Genomic DNA, 16,062 nt, shown 5'->3' with positions numbered 1-16,062 from the left:
TGCGCTACTGCTGCTGCGGTTCGACGATCAGCGCGGCCAGCTGCTTACCGCTGGCCCCCGGGATCGCGTAGCCGAAGGTCGAGCCCGCCGAGGTGACCTCGAGCGGGTTGGAGGTGCGGTGGCCCAGGCTGATCACGTCGCCGACGGTCAGCCGGCCGATCTGCGAGGAACTCATCCGCAGGGAGTCGAAGCGGATCGAGACGTCGACCTCGACGTCGTTGAGCCGCTGCGTGGTCTTGGCGGTCGCGGCGCTGCGCAGGCGTTGCTTCTCGCCGCGGTCGGCCGAACGGGTGGCCTGCTCCAGCGCGGGCTGCAGCATGGCGTAGGGCAGGCACAGATCCATCGTGCTGATCCGCTCACCCACGGCCAGCTGCATCCGGGCCACCACGACCGGGTCGGTGGCGGCCGCGGCCTGCACGAACTGCGCGTTGCTCTCAAGCGTGAGCAGCTGCGGCCGGGTCACCGCGATCGGTTCCATCGCGTAGGCGAGCTCGCGCAGGGCCCGGCCCAGCAGGTGCCGCACCAGGGTCTGCTCGATGTCGGTGAGCTGCCGCTCGGGCTGCTCGTCGACCCCGCTACCACCCAGCAGGTGGTCGATCATCACCATCAGCGTGCTGAGATCGAGACTCAGCAGCGCCTTGCCCTGCAACGGTTCCAGCGACATCACGGCGCAGACGTTGGCCTCGGGCAGCCCGGACAGGTACTCGTCGTAGCTCATCTCCTCGACCTGGATGAGACTGAGCACGCTGACCGCTCGCAGGCTGGTCGTCAGCACGGTGGTTGCCTGCCGGCCGAAGGTCTGCATCGCGACCTTCAGCAGGTGGGCATCCTCCCGGGCCAGTCTGACCGGCCGGCGGAAGTCATAGGTGCGAGCACCCGCCCGTGGGCGTCTGCCCGTGCTGGTCGCCTGATTGGAGTAGCCCACGAAAGGACCATCGGAGGGCAGCCTCAGATCCTTTAACGCGATCTTCGCGAGGGCCCCAGGCCGCCGTGAAAGCCCAGGTCACAGGGTGCCGGAGCCGGATCCGCGGCCGGCCGCCCCCTCAACGGCCGGCCGAGCGGCCCGATCATGTCTAGCAAGTGCGCGGCTGTCCGGAGGCGGTTACCGGCCCGGACGACAAAGCCCGGACAAACCTCAGCAGACGTTCGCCCGGTCCTGCCCGGGCCCGAACTGGTCGCGCTCCTCGGTGCTCAGGTCCCGGCCCAGACCGGCGCAGATGCGCCCGGCCGCCCGCTCGGCATCGGTGTCCCAGAACCGCACCGCCGGCTCCAGCTCCGAGCCCGCACTGACCAGCGTCGAGGAGTCCGGGCTGAACGTCAGGGCGCGTACTTCACTGGTGTGCCCGGAGAGCCGGGCCCAGGTCTGCCGGGAAGCCAGATGCCACAGCGAGATCGTCGACTCCCCGCCGGTGAACGCCAGCAGGGAGCCGTCCGGGCTGAACGCCACCCCGCTGAACTGGGAGTCCAGATATCCCGTGAGGGTCTGCTGCGGTTCCCCGGAGGTCGCGTCCCACAAGCGCACCGTCAGGTCGCTGGCGGACGAGGCGATGGTCTTGCCGTCGGGGCTGAACGAAACCGTACGTACCCAGCCCGTGTGCCCAGTCAGCCGGATCTGCGGGGACCAGCCCTCCACGTCCCAAAGCACCACCGCGCTGTCGTGCCCACCGGTGGCGACCCGCTTCCCGTCCGGGCTGAACGCGACCCCGTTGACCGGGCCGTCGTGGGCAGCCAGCGTGGTCAGGCGCGTCTTCTGGTCCACGTCCCAGACCAGCGCCAGGGTGTCCACGCCGCCGGAGACCAGCATCTTGCTGTCGGGGCTGAAGGCGAGATCCAGTACGGCGAGCTCGTGCCCCTCCAGGCGGGCCACTTCGGTGTTGTCGGACAGATCCCAGAGGACGATCGCACCGTCCTCGTGCGCGGTGGCCACGAGTTCACCGTCCGGGCTGAACGCCACCGCGTACACCAGGGAAGGCCCGGGCAGCTCGGCCCGGCGCAGCCGCTGCCGGGCGTCCCACAGGATCGTCCGGTTCCCGGTCGCCTGCGCCAGGGTGCGCCCGTCCGGACTGTAGGCCAGGTCGATGGTGCCGTTGGGCTCGAGCTCGGTGGGGGAGGCCCGCGCGATGTCCCAGACGATCACCGAACCGCTCTCGCCGGACGAGACCAGCTGGGTGTTGGAGCTGAAGGCCAGGGTGTAGACGTTGTTGGTGTGCCCGGCCAGCCGGGCCTGGCGCACACCCCGGGCGACGTCCCACAGCAGGACGTCACGGTCGATGCCCGCGCTGGCCAGGACCGTCCCGTCCGGGCTGAAGGCCAGCGTCCGCACCTCGTCGGTGTGCCCCGCCAGCACCAGGGGGTCGGCGTAGTCCTCGACGTTCCAGAGCTTGACGGTCAGGTCCCCGGCCGAGGCCAGGTAGCGGCCGCGGGGATCGAAGAGCACCTCGCGGACCTCCCCGGAGTGGCCGGTGAACTCCCGAACCCTTCGGTGCCCACGGACGTCCCAAATTTCGATCGTGCCCTTCTGCCCACCGACCGCCAGCAGCGAGCCGTCCGGGCTGAACGTCACCGTGCCGATCGAGCCGACGTCGGGGGACAGCCGCGCCGACTCACTGCGCCGGGTGACGTCCCAGAGCACGACCTCCCCGTCCTCGTCGGCACTGGCCAGCAGGGAGTTGTCCGGGCTGAAGGCGACGTCGCGAACCCCGCCGCTGTGCCCGTTCAGTACGGCGCTGCGAACTCGCGTACGTAGGTCGCGCAGAACGACGGTGTGGTCGTCGCCGCCCGTGGCCGCCATCGTTCCGTCGGGGCTCACAGCTACCGCGCGCAGCCAGGTGCGGTGATCCGTCAGGGAGGCGGAACGCGGGTACCCCGGGGCGGACAGGTCCCACACCCCCACGGTGCTGTCCCGGCTGGCCGTCAGCAGCGTCTTGCCGTCGGGGGTAAGCGCCACCTCCGAGACCGCCGCCTCATGCGCGGTGAACTCGCCGCGGTACTCCGAGCGTGAGGAGAGGCTCAGCAGGGCGCCTCGAGCCTCGGCGGTCGGCGCGGTCTGCCAGGCCTGCACCGCCAGCAGCATCGCGGTGTCGGGACGGGAGTTGGCCAAGGTCGGCGCCTGGATCGCCAGCTGCCGGGAGATCGCGATCTGCTTGGCCTGCACCGCTTCTCGCCACTGCAGCACCGCGACCAGGCTGACCGCCAGCACCACCACCAGCGAGACCACCAGGCCGGCGCTCAGCCGGCGCAGCAGCAGTTCCCGGCGCCGCAGCGACTCCTTCTCCCGGGCCGCCAGGTCGATGCTGGCCTGAACGAAAGCCTGTTCCTCGGGCGAGAGTTCGGTATCGCGCTCCGGCAGCTCCCGGGCGCTGAGCAACCGGGCTCCGCGCAGCAGCGCACCCTCGTCCTGGCCGTGCGCCTTCCAGATCTGCACGGCGTTGGTCACGGCGCGGTGGGTGCGCAGGTCGTCCCGGTCACTGGCCAGCCAGCTGTGCAGCCGGGGCCAGGCGGTGATCAGCGCCTCGTGGGTCAGCTCGACAGTGGACGCGTCCAGCGTCACCAGCCGGGCCTCGGCCAGCCGGTGCAGCACCGCGTCGGTGTCCGCGTCGGCGGTGTCCAGCTCGTCGCGGCGGATCCGGCGGCGGGTGTCCTGGGCGCCGTCGCCGAAGGTGATCAGGCGCAGCATCAGAGCGCGGGTGAGGCGTTGCCGGCGGGGCGTCAGCGACGTGTACAGCGTCTCGGCGGTGCGGGCCAGCGCCTCCTCGATGCCTCCGGCCTCTCGGTACCCGGCCAGGGTCAGCGTGCGCCCGGAACGCCGCTGCCAGGTCTCCCGCAGGGCGTGCGAGACCAGCGGCAACACCCCCGCCCGGCCTCCGGCCGCGGCCACCACCTCGGCCACCAGCTGACCCTCGACCGTGCAGCCGGCCCGCTCGGCCGGACCCACCACCACCTGCCGCAGCTCGTCGGCGGTCATCGCCCCGACCAGCACCTGCCGGCCGTACAACGCCTCGCGCAGCTCGGCGTGGTCGGCGCAGTGCGCCAGGAAGTCCAGCCGCAGCCCGAGCAGAACCCTGGGCCCGGACGGCTCGGTCACCAGCCGGATGAACTCGGCCCGCTGCCCCGGGTCCGGGCACAGCGTGAAGACCTCCTCGAACTGGTCCACCACAACCAGGAGGTCGGCCTCGCTGCGGCCGGCGACCCGAGACGTCCATTGTTCGACCGGATGTTCCCCCGGACTCAGCACCACCACCGGCCGCTCGGTGCCCAGCCGGGCCATCACCCCGGCCCGCAGCAGCGACGACTTGCCCACTCCGGAAGCACCGGTGACCGCCAGGAACCGCTCCTGGCCCAGCCGCGAGACGATCTCCTCGACCAGGGCGCTGCGTCCGAAAAACCGGTCGGCGTCCTCGGCCTGGAGCGCCGCCAGGCCCGGATAGGGTGCGGGAGAGTCGTTGTCGGCCGGTTGGCCGGCCAGTTCCCGCCAGCGCTCTTCCCACTCGGACACGTTGCCGCCGCAGGCCCGGACGAAAGCCTGAACCACCGCCAGGGTCGGCAACCGCCGCCCACCGGCCGCGTCCGACAACGTCGTGGCCGAGTAGTGCGCCCCCTTGGCCAGTTCGCGATAGCTGGGCCGGCCGGCCTTTTCCCGCAACTGCCGTAAGTCGCTCGCGAACCGGACGAGTTCGGAGTCCTCCCCGCCCAGCGGACGGTCGGTGCGGGGCATGTTGCTCCTACGCAGATATGACACTTATCGGCGCAGAATAGCGAAATGACCGAAAGCGGTGGCGGCTCACCGGAGCCGCCACCGCCAGGGTCCGGGCCTACTGCATCACGAACTCGGTGAAGTAGACGTCGTAGACCAGCGGCTGCACCTTCAGTTCGGCCGCGCGCTTTTCCGCCTCGGCCGCGCTCAGGTCGTTGGTCTCCTTCACCTTGCCCCCGCTGACGTCCTCGTTCGCCTTGACGATCTCTTCCTCGGTGATCTCTTCCTCGGGCAGGTAGGCGAGCTTGATCCGGGCCACGAGTTCCTTCTTGGCCGCGTCCTTGCCCTCCGGCTCGCTCAGGCTGTCGATGGTGTCGTTGCTGAACACGGTGATCAGCTGGTCGAGCGCCTTGGAACCGTCCACCTCGGTGGCGTCCGCCGTGGGCTGCAGGGCGATGCCGACCTTGAGGAAGTGGCTGGCAGCCAGGTTCACCGTGATCGACTCCAGCGGGACGACCGTGCCGGGCTTGGGGGCGGGCAGGGCCGCCGCGGCGCCGGCGCTGTCGTCCTTCGGCTTCAGTACCAGGAACCAGGCGGCGGCGGCGACTACCAGGACGACGACGGGAAGCGCGATGATGATGAGCCTCTTCCTGCCTCCGCCCTTGGCATCGCCTTCAGCCTCCTTCTCGTCTTCCTTGGCCATGTTTTCTCCTTCGGTGGTCAGTTCTTCCCTGAAGTGGTGCGGTACTACGGCTAGCTGCCGCTGCGGCCCGTGGACTGCTTCTGGTTGCCCAGCTCCTCGACCGCCCGGCCGGCGGAGTCGTCCACCCGGGCCTCGACGATGATCTCGACCCGCCGGTTGACCACCACCGAGCGCGGATCGCTGTCCGGCAGCCGGGGCTGGGTATCGGCGTAACCGGTGAAAGTCATCCGGCTGTAAGGAATCCTGTCCCGGTTGTGCATGTAGACCAGGACGTTCGAGGCGCGTTTGCCGGACAACTCCCAGTTGTTGCGGAACTGCGAGGTGCGGATCGGGATCGAGTTGGTGTGGCCGTCGATGCTCAGCTGGTTGGGCAGGGCCCGCAGCGTCGGGCCGAGGGCGACCAGAATCCGCTCACCGCGCGGCTTCAGCTCGGCGCTGGCGTTCTCGAACAGCACGTTGTCGGTGGCGATGGTGACCACCAGGCCGCGCTCGTCGAACCGGAAGTTGGCGCCGTTCTTCAGCCCGGCCTTGGTGAGCGCCCGCTGCAGATCCTTCTGCGCCTTCCGGAGGTTCTCCACCTCGCCCCTGACCTGGGCCTGCTCGGTGGCCTCGGCGAGCTCGGCAACCTTCTGCGGATTGACGTCGGTGACCTGGTTGGGAGCCTGCTGCGGGCTGCGGTTACCGGCCGCCCCGGCCAGGTTCGGGTCGTCCGGGGCCACGCCGCCGCCCGGGTCGAGCAGCTGGTCACCGCCGGTGAGGATCTCGACCGGGGCCCCGAAACCGGAAGAGAGGCCGTTCTTCAGGGCGGCGAACTTGCGCGAGTCCACCTGGCTGATCGCGAAGAGCACGATGAACAGCACCATCATCAGGGTCATCATGTCGGCGTAGCTGACCAGCCAGCGTTCGTGGTTCTCGTGTTCCTCGTGCTCCTCCTCGTGCCCGCGGCGCTTACCGCCGCCCCCGCCGCTCATCAGGCCGCCTCAGCCACGACGTTCGGCCCGGCCGGAGTCATCTTCGAGCGCAGCTTGGTCGCCACCACACGCGGGTTGGAGCCGGCCTGGATCGCCAGCACGCCGTCGATCACCAGTTCCATCTTGGCCGCCTCCATGGCTGCGAGGTACTTGATCCGCTTGCCCCAGGGCAGGAAGAACACGTTGGCCGAGAGCACACCCCACAGGGTGGCGACGAAGGCCGCAGCGATCAGGTGGCCGAGTTTGTCCGGCTCGCTGAGGTTCTCGAGCACGTGGATCAGACCCATGACGGTACCGACGATGCCGATGGTGGGGGCGTAACCACCGGCGTCGGTCCAGAAGCTCGCCCCCACGGCCGCCGAGGCCTTCTTGGCCCGCACCTCGGCCATCAGGATGTCGTACAGGTCGTCCGGGTCGGTGCCGTCCACCGCCATCTGCAGACCCCGCTGCATGAACGGGTCCTCGACCTCGTCGATCGCGGCCTCCAGCGACAGCAGCCCTTCCCGCCGCGCCTTGTCGGCCATCTTCACCAGCGGGTCGACGATCTCCTCCGGATCCGACGGCTTGGCCCGGAACGCGAAAGCCAGCCAGGAGAAGGCGGTCTTCATCGAGGGGATGGTGCCGCCGGCCATACAGGCGCCGAAGGTACCGACGATCACCAGCAGCATCGGTGGGATCAGGAAGATCGACATCGGGCTGCCGCCCTCGAGGATCATGGAGACGAAGATCGCCGCCATGGCCACCACGAGCCCGACTATCGTTGCCACATCCATGGCTCACACCTCCCGTGAGGGCAGCCGCAGGACCCGGCCGAAAGACGATTCATGAGCGGTGCGGTCGGCCGTGGAGGCCTCGTCCGCACCGTGGGCGTCGGCGGCGTTGCCGTACCGGGCCAGGGTGATCGCCTCGGCCGCCACCGAGGCCCGCCAGGCGCGCACCAGCTCGACCAGACGCGGCAGCGGCTCCTCGATCACCAGCTTGTGGCCGTCGACCAGAGTGACGACGGTGTCCGGGGTCGCCTCGGCGCGCTCGATCAGATCGGGATTCACCGCAACGGCTATCCCGTTACCCAGTCGGGTCACAATGATCACGCGAGATCCATCCTTGGAGTTGAGTGGCCCGTCCTTTGACCACAGGTTTGTCGGTCGGCATCGGCGGCCCCGGACTGAGACGTTCGGGCGCGAGCTGAGCCGGTCGGACTACGGCCGCAGGTGCGACCGGCGAGGTTTCGCCCGGCCTGCGCCGGATTCGGGCTCACCAGGCACCGTTCGGGCGACAGCCGAACGAGGGTCACCCATCGGTACCCACACCGTGGGTGACCCGTCCGGGCGACATGGCAGAGGGTCACCGGCCGCCTCGCGGCTGCCGATGACCCTCTTCAGGCGGGTGCGGACTACCTCTTGATGTTGACCAGTTCCTGCAGGATCTCGTCGCTGGTGGTGATCACCTTGGAGTTCGCCTGGAACCCGCGCTGGGCGATGATCATGTTGGTGAACTCGGCGGCCAGGTCGACGTTCGACATCTCCAGCGCCCCACCGGTGACCAGGCCGTGGCCACCGGCCCCGGGGATGCCGATCTGCGGGATGCCGGAGTTGGCGGTGTCGCGGTAGACGCTGTCGCCCTGCTTCTCCAGGCCGCTCACGTTGTTGAACGTGGCCAGGGCGAGCTGGCCCAGGGCCTGCTTCTGGCCGTTGCTGAAGATGCCGGTGATGATGCCGTCAGTGCCGATCTGGAACTCGTTCAGCGTTCCGGCCGCATAGCCGTCCACCCGCTTGGGGGTTGGCGAGCTCAGCCCGGCGAACCCGGTGAACAAGGACAGGTCGATGGTCATGTCGACGCCGTTGATGTTCAGCGTGGGGGCGGTGGAAGCGCCTGCGTCGTAACGGCCGGCGGCGTCGAAGGCCACCGTGCCCGCGGTGCCCAGGTCGGCGGTGTTGTCGGCCGGGTCCTTGGCCTGCACGCCGTACGAGCCGTCGCCGTTCGGGGTCAGGATGATCGGCACCGCGTAGGCGGCACCGCCCTGGTCGTAAACGGTGGCGGTGACCTGAAGCTCGCCGGTCCCCTTGGGGTCCAGGTTGCCGCCCAGGGAGATCGTGCTGGTCGGTGAGCCCGGGATGCTCAGACCGGCCTGCAGCTGCAGCCGGGAAAGCTGGCCGTAGGCGGTGATAGCGCCGTCCACCGCCTGGTACCCCTGAACGTACATACCGTTCGGGTTCACCAGGTAGCCGTCGGTGTCCAGAGTGAAGGCGCCGGCCCGGGAATAGACCTGCTCGCCGCCGTCGTCCAGGACGAAGAAGCCGTCACCGTTGATCATCAGGTCGGTGGACTTGTTGGTGATCTGGGTCGAACCCTGGGCGAAGTTCTGCTGCACCGCGGCCAGTTTCACGCCCAGGCCGATCTGGGTCGGGTCCAGCCCACCGCTGGTCGCGGTGGAGGCGCCGGCCGCCCGCAGCAACTGGCTCAGGGTGTCCTCGAACACCACGTTCGAGGTCTTGAAACCGGCCGTGTTGACGTTGGCGATGTTGTTGCTGACCACGTCCATCATCTGCTGATGGCCTTTCAGGCCGCTGATTCCGGAGAAGAGCGAGCGGAGCATGCCGGACCTCCTGGGTCGGTCACTACTGCGGTCGGCGTCCGTGCCGGGAGGATCGGGCGCATCCTGCGCCCGGAAATGGGGGAGAGGTCGAGTGGACCGGGATCAGATCGTCCCGGTGTCGTCGGTCTTGCCGGGATCGCTGGAACCGGAGGCGGCGGGGGACTTCTCGTCCTCTTCCTCCTCCGGCGCAGAAGCGGTCCCGGCCGCCTTCACGCTGGTGATGTCGATCAGGGCCACCTTCTTGGTGCCCTTGGCGTCGGTGACCAGCAGCTGCGGGACGCCGTCGACCATGGTGAGCCCGGTGACCGTGCCGCTGCCCTTCTTGTCACCCACGCCGTACTCCACGGTGGCCCCGACCATGTTCAGCGAGGACTGCATCTGGCTGGCGGTGAGCAGGCTGGCGGTGTTGTCGGCCAGCGTCTCCAGCTTCTCCACGGTGGTGAACTGCGCCATCTGGGAGAGGTACTGGGCCGAGTCGGTCGGGTTCAGCGGGTCCTGGTACTTCATCTGGGCCAGAAGAAGTTTCAGGAACATGTCCTTGTCGGAGGTGGTGCTGTTGGTGGCCCGGGAGACGTCCTTGACGTTGATCTCCTGGCCGGCCTTGACGGTGTCGGCGATGTTGCCGACCGGTCCGGCGGTGGGCATCGGGACCTCCTTCGGTCAGATGGACAGGTCGAGCGCGTCGTCACTGAGCGCGGCCCCGGTCATCGGGGTGCCTGAGGTGGCGGTCGGGGCCGCGGTGCTGCCGGTGCTCATCGAGGGGACCGAAGAACCGGAGGAACCGGGCTGGTAGCCGGGCTGCCCGGACTGCCCGGACTGCTGGGCGCCGGAGCCGGCCGAGTCACCGGAGGAGGGGTCCGGGCTGGCGTCCATGGTGACGTCGGACAGGTTCAGCCCGGCCTGCGACATCTGCTCGCGCAGGTCACTCAGCCCGGCCTGCAGCTGGCTCAGCGCGGCCGGGGCGGCGATCAGGTCCATCCGGACGTCACCGTTGTTGACCGAGAGCGTGACCTTCACGTCGCCCAGCTCCTCGGGCGAGAGGTGGATCACCGCGCGGTGGCTGCCGTTCGGCAGGTTCCGCAGCTGAGCCGACAGCTGGGCGCTGACCTGCTCGGCGACGCTCTCACCGGCGGCCGCGCTGAACCCGGTGCCGGTCAGATTGCTGGCCTGCTGAGTCTGCCCGGACTGCTGGGTCTGCTGGGCCTGGCCGAGCTGGCTGGCGAAGGCGTCGTTGCTCCCGGTGGACTGCGACTGCGCGGCCTCGTCGCCGGCCGAGTTGGCGGCCTTGGCGGCGGCGGTGCTCTGGGCGCCGGCGGGGTCACCCTGCTCGGAGGTGGCCGCGCCGTTACCGCTGCTCTTGGCGCCCTCCACGCCCTGGGTTCCCTGAGCAGGCTTGGCGCTCTGGGCGGCGAACTCCTCACCGGTTATCCACTGGCCGTTGACCATGATCCGATCCGGCAGCGGAGCGGTACCGGTCGTGGTGGTGTCGGTGCTGCCGGCCTCACCCGCCGGCGCCTTGCCGCTCAGCTTGGCGGCCGCGTCGGCACCGCTCAGCCACTCGCCGTTGACCATGATCTGGCTCGGCATCGAGCCGGGATCGAAGGTCTGGGTGATGCCCGCGGCGGCGGCCTTGGCCACGTCCGCAGCCACTCCGTTAGCGGCCGACTCGGCGGTGTTCTTGGCGCCCGTCGTGGTGCTCATCTGGGTGCCCTCGGGCAAGGTCTGCTGCTTGTTACCGGTGGCGGTGGCCGGGGTCTGGGCCGCAGGAGCGGTCTCCTGCTCGTCGGTCGCGGTCGGGGTCATTCCCTGGGTCCCGGTAGCCGCGTCCACCTCGGCCGAGTTCTTGTTCAGCAGGGCGGCGAGGATGCTGTTCTCCTCGGCGGTGAGCTCAGCGGCTTCCGTACCGGCCAGGTTGTTCATCGCCATCTCGATCGAGAGCTTGGTGCTCAGCCCGTCCGGCCCGGAGACCGTCTCCAGCGAGGTCACCATCGGCATCTTCGCTGAGGCGTCACCGTCCAGCAGAGCTTCGGCCATCTGCTGGGCCATCGCCGCCTGGGCAGCCAGAACCTGCGCCAGAGCTGACATCTCGGCCGCATCCTCAGCCACAGTGGCGTTCGTGGCCGCGATCTTGCTGACGGCGGCGTCCGGCGCCGGCTCGGTCGGCTGAGCACCATCAGCCATACGCAGCATCGCCGCGGCAGCCAGGGCGTCGGTACCGGTCAGCTGGTCGGCCTGCAACTGGTCGGCCTGCAGTTGACCGGCTCGAAGCTTGTCGGCCCGCGCGGCCCGGTCCGCGGCTCGATCAGCAGCCTTGGCGCTGGCCGCCTTGTCGTCGGCGGCCCGGTCGTCCGCAGCTCGCTCCGCCGCAGCCTGGGCCCGGTCGTGGGCAGTTGTGGTGCGCCGCCGGGCCGCATCCTGCGCGGCTCGTTCGCCGGCGTTCTGCCGTTCCAGGGCGCGGTCGCTGTGCGTGCGTTCCCGGGCGTCCGACAGTTGCTTGTCGAACGCCAGGCCGCGCTCGGCGGCCAGCGCGGAGTCGTTACGGAAGGTGGAGCGGCCGGAAGCCGGCTTGAGCAGGGCCTCGATCGCGCTCTGCAGGTTGGTCGACGTGCTCATCGCAGTTGCCCCCAAGCATTCTGCACTCGTCTGACGTAGTTCTCGGTTTCGTTGTAAGGCGGTACTCCGTCGTACTTCCGGACCGCTCCCGGTCCGGCGTTGTAGGCGGCCAGAGCCAGATCGACCCGGCCGAAGGTGCGCAACTGGTCGGACAGGTAGCGGGCCGCACCGTCCACCGCCTGGGCCGGGACCATCGGGTCCACACCCAGCTCGCGCGCGGTGCCCGGCATGATCTGCATCAGGCCGAGGGCGCCGGCCGGGCTGCGGGCCGAGGCGTTGTAGTTGCTCTCGGTCCGGGCCACGGCTGACAGCAGCGCCGGATCCAGGCCGTACTTCTTGCCCGCGGCCTCGAAAATCTTGGCGTAGGGGGTGGAACCGAGCTCCGAGGAGCCGTTGAGCTGAGCCAGGGTGCGGGCCAGCGGGTCCGGGCCGGACGATTCTGGCGCGTTCAGCACCCGGCGGATCTGGCTCGGGGTCTCGTAGACGTCGCGAATGCGCACCACGTCCCCGGCCTTGGGCGCGTCGATCATCTTGCCCTCGCCCAGGTAGATCCCCACGTGCGAGACCGGTGAGTTGAAGAACAGCAGATCGCCGGGCCGGGCGGCGGCCAATGAGGACACCTTGGTACCGACGGTAGCCTGGGCCGCGCTGGTGCGGGGCAGTTGCACACCCAGTTGGCCGAACACCAGCCTGGTGAAGCCGGAGCAGTCCAGGCCGGTCTCCGGGTCGTTGCCGCCCCACTTGTAGGCCACCCCCAGGTACTGCTTGGCGATCGAGATCGCCTTGTCGGCCAGGCTTTCGGAGGCCGGGGCGCCAGTCCTGGACTTGGTGCCGTTCACCAGATCGACCAGGTCGTCGAACTCGGTGGTCTCGGCCGGGGCCGCGGTCGAGGTGGTCGGGGCGGCACTCACCCGCTGCGGGTTGATCAGCGACTCGATCTGGCTGATCCGGCCGAGCACCGCGCTCATTCCCTCGGACATCAAGCTCCCCCAGAGTCGTCACCGGTCCGGGCGACCGGCATCCGCCGGCCGGAACCGGCCCGTTCGTCCATTTCCTTCTGCTCGGCGCGCATCAGCATCTCGGCCCGCTGCTTGCGGTACCGGTCGTGCAGCGCGGCCACGGCGTGCACCTCGGCCCGGGCCTGCAGCCAGGCCTCCCGCCGTTCGGCCAGCTTGGCCAGGAGCTTGTGCAGTTCGTGATCCACCTCGGCCAGGTCACCGCGCAGCCGGAACCGGTACACCGACTCCAGTTCCAGCTCGTACGGTGTGTTCTCGCCGTGCCGTTGCGCGCGCAGCCGTTCCACCAGATCGTCGCGCCGGGCCTGGGCCTCGCGCACCGCGGCCTGCGCCTCGTGCAGCGCCTGGGCCGCATCCTCCAGGCGCTTCTCCCGCAGCCGTTCCACGGTGGCCAGCCGGAATCCCTTCTTGCTCATGGCATTCCCCGTGAAATCCTCATCGCTTCACCTGCAGCAGGCCGGCCAGCTCGGTCCAGGACTGCTGCACCGCAATTGCCTCGTCCGGGCGCTGCCGCAGGAAGTTGTCGATCGCCGGGCGCAGCCGGATCGCCGCGTCGGCCACCGGGTCGCTGCCCTGCACGTAGGCGCCGACCTCGACCAGCTCGCGCACGTCGCGCCAGGAGGCCATCAGCCGGCGCAGGGTGAGCGCGAGCTGCCGGTCCTCCTCGGACAGGATCGCCCGCTCCACCCTGGACACCGACTCCAGCACGTCGATGCTCGGGAAGTGCCCGGCGGTGGCCAGGTCCCGGGAGAGCACGACGTGACCGTCCAGAATGCCTCGGACCGTGTCGCCGATCGGGTCCTGCAGGTCGTCACCCTCCACCAGAACCGTGTAAAGCGCTGTGATGGAACCGTTCTGGCCCGGTCCGGAGCGTTCCAGCAGCCGAGGCAGCATGGCGAACACGCTGGCCGGGTAGCCACGGGTGGCCGGCGGCTCACCGGCGGCCAGGGCGACCTCCCGCTGGGCCATCGCGGTCCGGGTGACCGAGTCGACCACGAGCAGCACGTCCTCGCCCTGGTCCCGGAACCACTCGGCGATCCGGGTGGCGGTGAACGCGGCGGTGACCCGCAGCAGCGCCGGATCGTCGGCGGTGGCGACCACCAGCACGGTCCGGCTGCGCGACTCGGCGTCCAGCGTGTCCTCGATGAATTCCCTGACCTCACGGCCACGTTCACCGACCAGGGCAACCACGCGCACCGGGGCGACAGTGCCCCGCACCGCCATGCCCAGCAGCGTGGACTTGCCCACACCGGAACCGGCCATGATGCCCACGCGCTGGCCGGCGCCGACCGGGATCAGTGTGTCGATCGCCCGCACCCCGGTGGGCAGGGCGTTCTCCACCCGTCGGCGCAGCAGCGGGTTGGGTGCCGAGTTCTCCACCGGAACCCACTGCGCACCGGAAGGTTTGGACTTGCCGTCGATCGGTCGCCCGAGCGGGTCGATGATCCGGTCCATCATCGCGTAACCGGCCGGGATCCGGAGCTGGTCACCGGTGCGCCGGACCGGGTCGCCGGCCGCCACTCCGGCGGTCGCTCCCAGCGGCATGACGGTGACCCCGTCCCGCTGCACCGCGATCACCTGTGCCGGCAACTGCCCGACGGAGGTCTCGATGGTGAGCAGTTCGTTCACGGCCGCGGTCAGTCCCCGTACGCCGATGCCCAGGCCGACCACCTCGCCGACCCGTCCTTCCGGGCGCGGCGCGGCGGCCCCGGCGGCAGCGCTCAGCCGTTGCTTCAGATCGGCTGCCAGAGAGGAGCTCACGAGCGCAGCACCTCCTCGGCCGCCTCCAGGGCGGAGGGCAGGTCCTGGCGAAGCCGCTGGGTGGGCGTGACCACCGTGACCCCGCCGGCCGCGACCGACGGATCGGCCACGATCGTGACCCCCTCGACGGCGTCCTCCTCGAGCACCTCGGCATCGGCCGGGTTCAGGTGCACCACGGTCTCTTCCGAGGCGGCCACCTGCTTGAGCGCCGCCTGAACCGCCAAGGTGACCTGATCGTCCGTTGACTGCAGTTCCCGGCCCAGCGCCGCCTGGGTGAGCCGCAGGACTCCCTCGACCAGCACGTCCGAGATCTCGTTCCACTCCGGCAACTGATCCTCGCGAACCTGGCGGACCGCGTCCCTCAGGTTCGCGAGCAGTTCCTGGGCCTCGGTCGTCAGCTCCTCCCGCAGGCGCTTGAGTTCTTCCTGCATGGAGGTTTTGGTGGCCGCGTTCTCCTGGGCAGCGGCCTGCCGCCCCTGCGCCCAGCCGGCCAGGTACCCCTGGGCCAGCGCCCCTTCCCGGGCCTGTTCGGTTGCGTGGCGGACCATTTCGTCGAGCCGCGGGTCGGTGTACTGCGCCTCGGGCGTACCCCGGTGCAGCGGCCGGTCCAGCTGGGCCGGCCGCACCCGGCTGGCCAGCGCCTGGGTGTCGGTGCCGGAGAGGATCTCGTTGGCCTCGGGCACCTACTCCACCATCGCTTCTTCGTCGCTGCGCTGGATCAGGATCTGACCGGTCTGCTCCAGGGCCCGGATCTCCTGGACCACCTTGGCCTGGGCCTCCTCGACCTGCTTGATCCGGACCGCACCGAGCATGTCGATCTCCTCGACCAGGTTCTCCGCCGCCCGGCTGGACAGGTTCTTGGTGATCTTCTCCTTGACCATCGGGCTGACCCCCTTCAGGGCCAGGGCCAGTTCGCCGCCCTCGACGTTGCGCAGCACCAGCTGGATCGCCTTGTCGTCGAGGGTGAGAATGTCCTCGAAGATGAACATCTGGGCCCGGACCGCCTCGGCCAGCTCCTGGTCGACCGTCTCCAGGCCCTCCAGGATCATCCGCTCGGTCGAGCGGTCGGCCCGGTTGATGATCGCCACCAGCGGCTCCACGCCACCCACCGACGACATCTCCTGCGGGCCCAGCACCGTGGTCATCCGGCGCTCGAGTTCCCTTTCCACCAGCCGGATCACGTCCGGGCTGGCCGGTTCCATCGAGGCGATCCGGTAGGCCACCTTGGCCTGCAGGGTCTGGGACAGGCCGGAGAGCACCACCGCCGACTGCTGCGGGGCCAGGTGGGCCAGCACCAGGGCGATGGTCTGCGGGTGCTCGTCGGCGAGGAACGAGAGCAGCTGCCGGGCGTCGGCCCGGCGGATGCCCTCGAACGGCATCTCGGCCAGCGAAGCGCCCAGGCGCTCCATGATCTCCTCGGCCCGGTCGCTGCCCAGACTCTGGGCCAGCAGCTGCCGGGCCATGTCCATACCGCCGCGGGAACCGGACTGCGCCGCCAGGTTGTCGTGCGCCTCGGACAGCACCGCCTCGGCGTCGATCGCGCTGACCTCGTTCAGCCGCACGATCTCGCCGGTGAGTTCCTCGACCAGGTCCTCGGGCAGCAGACTGAGGATCCGCCCGGCCTTCTCGTGGCCCAGCTGGACCAGGAAGATCGCGGCCTTGCGCAGGCCGCTGAGCGGCTCGTTCGAGGTTGCGAGAGACATCGGTGG

14 protein-coding genes are annotated in these 16,062 nt (G+C 69.7%); all 14 read right to left on the bottom strand.

Annotation, left to right across the window (positions count from 1 at the left end):
* Window positions 1-4: 4 nt before the first annotated feature.
* The 14 genes from LR394_RS02980 to fliG all read right to left on the bottom strand — a co-directional run bounded on the left by LR394_RS02980 (window position 5) and on the right by fliG (window position 16,056).
* Window positions 5-925 (bottom strand): flagellar motor switch protein FliM, encoded by a 921-nt coding sequence (locus tag LR394_RS02980; RefSeq protein WP_231438761.1) that lies wholly within the window; start codon window positions 923-925, stop codon window positions 5-7.
* A 210-nt stretch (window positions 926-1,135) separates the two neighbouring features.
* On the bottom strand, window positions 1,136-4,714 hold the full coding sequence (locus tag LR394_RS02975) for an nSTAND1 domain-containing NTPase (protein WP_231438760.1): 3,579 nt from the start codon (window positions 4,712-4,714) through the stop codon (window positions 1,136-1,138).
* A gap of 97 nt (window positions 4,715-4,811) precedes the next feature.
* Window positions 4,812-5,396 (bottom strand): flagellar basal body-associated FliL family protein, encoded by a 585-nt coding sequence (locus LR394_RS02970; protein ID WP_231438759.1) that lies wholly within the window; start codon window positions 5,394-5,396, stop codon window positions 4,812-4,814.
* Between the two features lie 50 nt (window positions 5,397-5,446).
* Entirely contained in the window at window positions 5,447-6,367 is a 921-nt protein-coding gene (locus LR394_RS02965) for an OmpA/MotB family protein (protein WP_231438758.1), read from the bottom strand.
* Window positions 6,367-7,140, bottom strand: a complete 774-nt coding sequence (locus tag LR394_RS02960; RefSeq protein ID WP_231438757.1) for a flagellar motor protein — start codon at window positions 7,138-7,140, stop codon at window positions 6,367-6,369. The genes LR394_RS02965 and LR394_RS02960 overlap by 1 nt, the downstream gene beginning before the upstream one ends.
* A gap of 3 nt (window positions 7,141-7,143) precedes the next feature.
* Window positions 7,144-7,458 carry a flagellar FlbD family protein gene (locus tag LR394_RS02955; protein WP_231438756.1) on the bottom strand — a complete coding sequence of 105 codons (315 nt, stop codon included), beginning with the start codon at window positions 7,456-7,458 and terminating at the stop codon, window positions 7,144-7,146.
* Window positions 7,459-7,760: 302 nt separating this feature from the next.
* Complete coding sequence (locus LR394_RS02950) at window positions 7,761-8,963, bottom strand: flagellar hook protein FlgE (RefSeq protein WP_231438755.1); 1,203 nt, start codon at window positions 8,961-8,963, stop codon at window positions 7,761-7,763.
* A gap of 102 nt (window positions 8,964-9,065) precedes the next feature.
* Window positions 9,066-9,608, bottom strand: a complete 543-nt coding sequence (locus LR394_RS02945; RefSeq protein WP_231438754.1) for a flagellar hook assembly protein FlgD — start codon at window positions 9,606-9,608, stop codon at window positions 9,066-9,068.
* Between the two features lie 15 nt (window positions 9,609-9,623).
* Window positions 9,624-11,576: a flagellar hook-length control protein FliK gene (locus tag LR394_RS02940; RefSeq protein ID WP_231438753.1), complete on the bottom strand. Its 1,953-nt coding sequence runs from the start codon at window positions 11,574-11,576 to the stop codon at window positions 9,624-9,626.
* The gene (locus LR394_RS02935) at window positions 11,573-12,556 is read right to left on the bottom strand and encodes a transglycosylase SLT domain-containing protein (RefSeq protein ID WP_231438752.1); all 984 of its coding nucleotides are present in this window, start codon (window positions 12,554-12,556) and stop codon (window positions 11,573-11,575) included. The genes LR394_RS02940 and LR394_RS02935 overlap by 4 nt, the downstream gene beginning before the upstream one ends.
* Window positions 12,556-13,008 (bottom strand): flagellar export protein FliJ, encoded by a 453-nt coding sequence (locus LR394_RS02930; protein ID WP_231438751.1) that lies wholly within the window; start codon window positions 13,006-13,008, stop codon window positions 12,556-12,558. The genes LR394_RS02935 and LR394_RS02930 overlap by 1 nt, the downstream gene beginning before the upstream one ends.
* Window positions 13,009-13,027: 19 nt before the next feature.
* Window positions 13,028-14,353, bottom strand: coding sequence for a FliI/YscN family ATPase (locus tag LR394_RS02925; RefSeq protein WP_231438750.1), 1,326 nt, complete (start codon window positions 14,351-14,353; stop codon window positions 13,028-13,030).
* On the bottom strand, window positions 14,350-15,036 hold the full coding sequence (locus tag LR394_RS42660) for a FliH/SctL family protein (RefSeq protein ID WP_231438749.1): 687 nt from the start codon (window positions 15,034-15,036) through the stop codon (window positions 14,350-14,352). The genes LR394_RS02925 and LR394_RS42660 overlap by 4 nt, the downstream gene beginning before the upstream one ends.
* Complete coding sequence (gene fliG, locus LR394_RS02915) at window positions 15,037-16,056, bottom strand: flagellar motor switch protein FliG (protein ID WP_231438748.1); 1,020 nt, start codon at window positions 16,054-16,056, stop codon at window positions 15,037-15,039.
* Between the last annotated feature and the right edge of the window lie 6 nt (window positions 16,057-16,062).

Origin of the sequence: Kineosporia babensis (assembly GCF_021129305.1) — a bacterium.
Taxonomy (GTDB): domain Bacteria; phylum Actinomycetota; class Actinomycetes; order Actinomycetales; family Kineosporiaceae; genus Kineosporia; species Kineosporia babensis.
The sequence above is the reverse complement of the archived record's forward strand: the minus strand, read 5'-3'. Positions and strand labels throughout refer to the sequence as shown.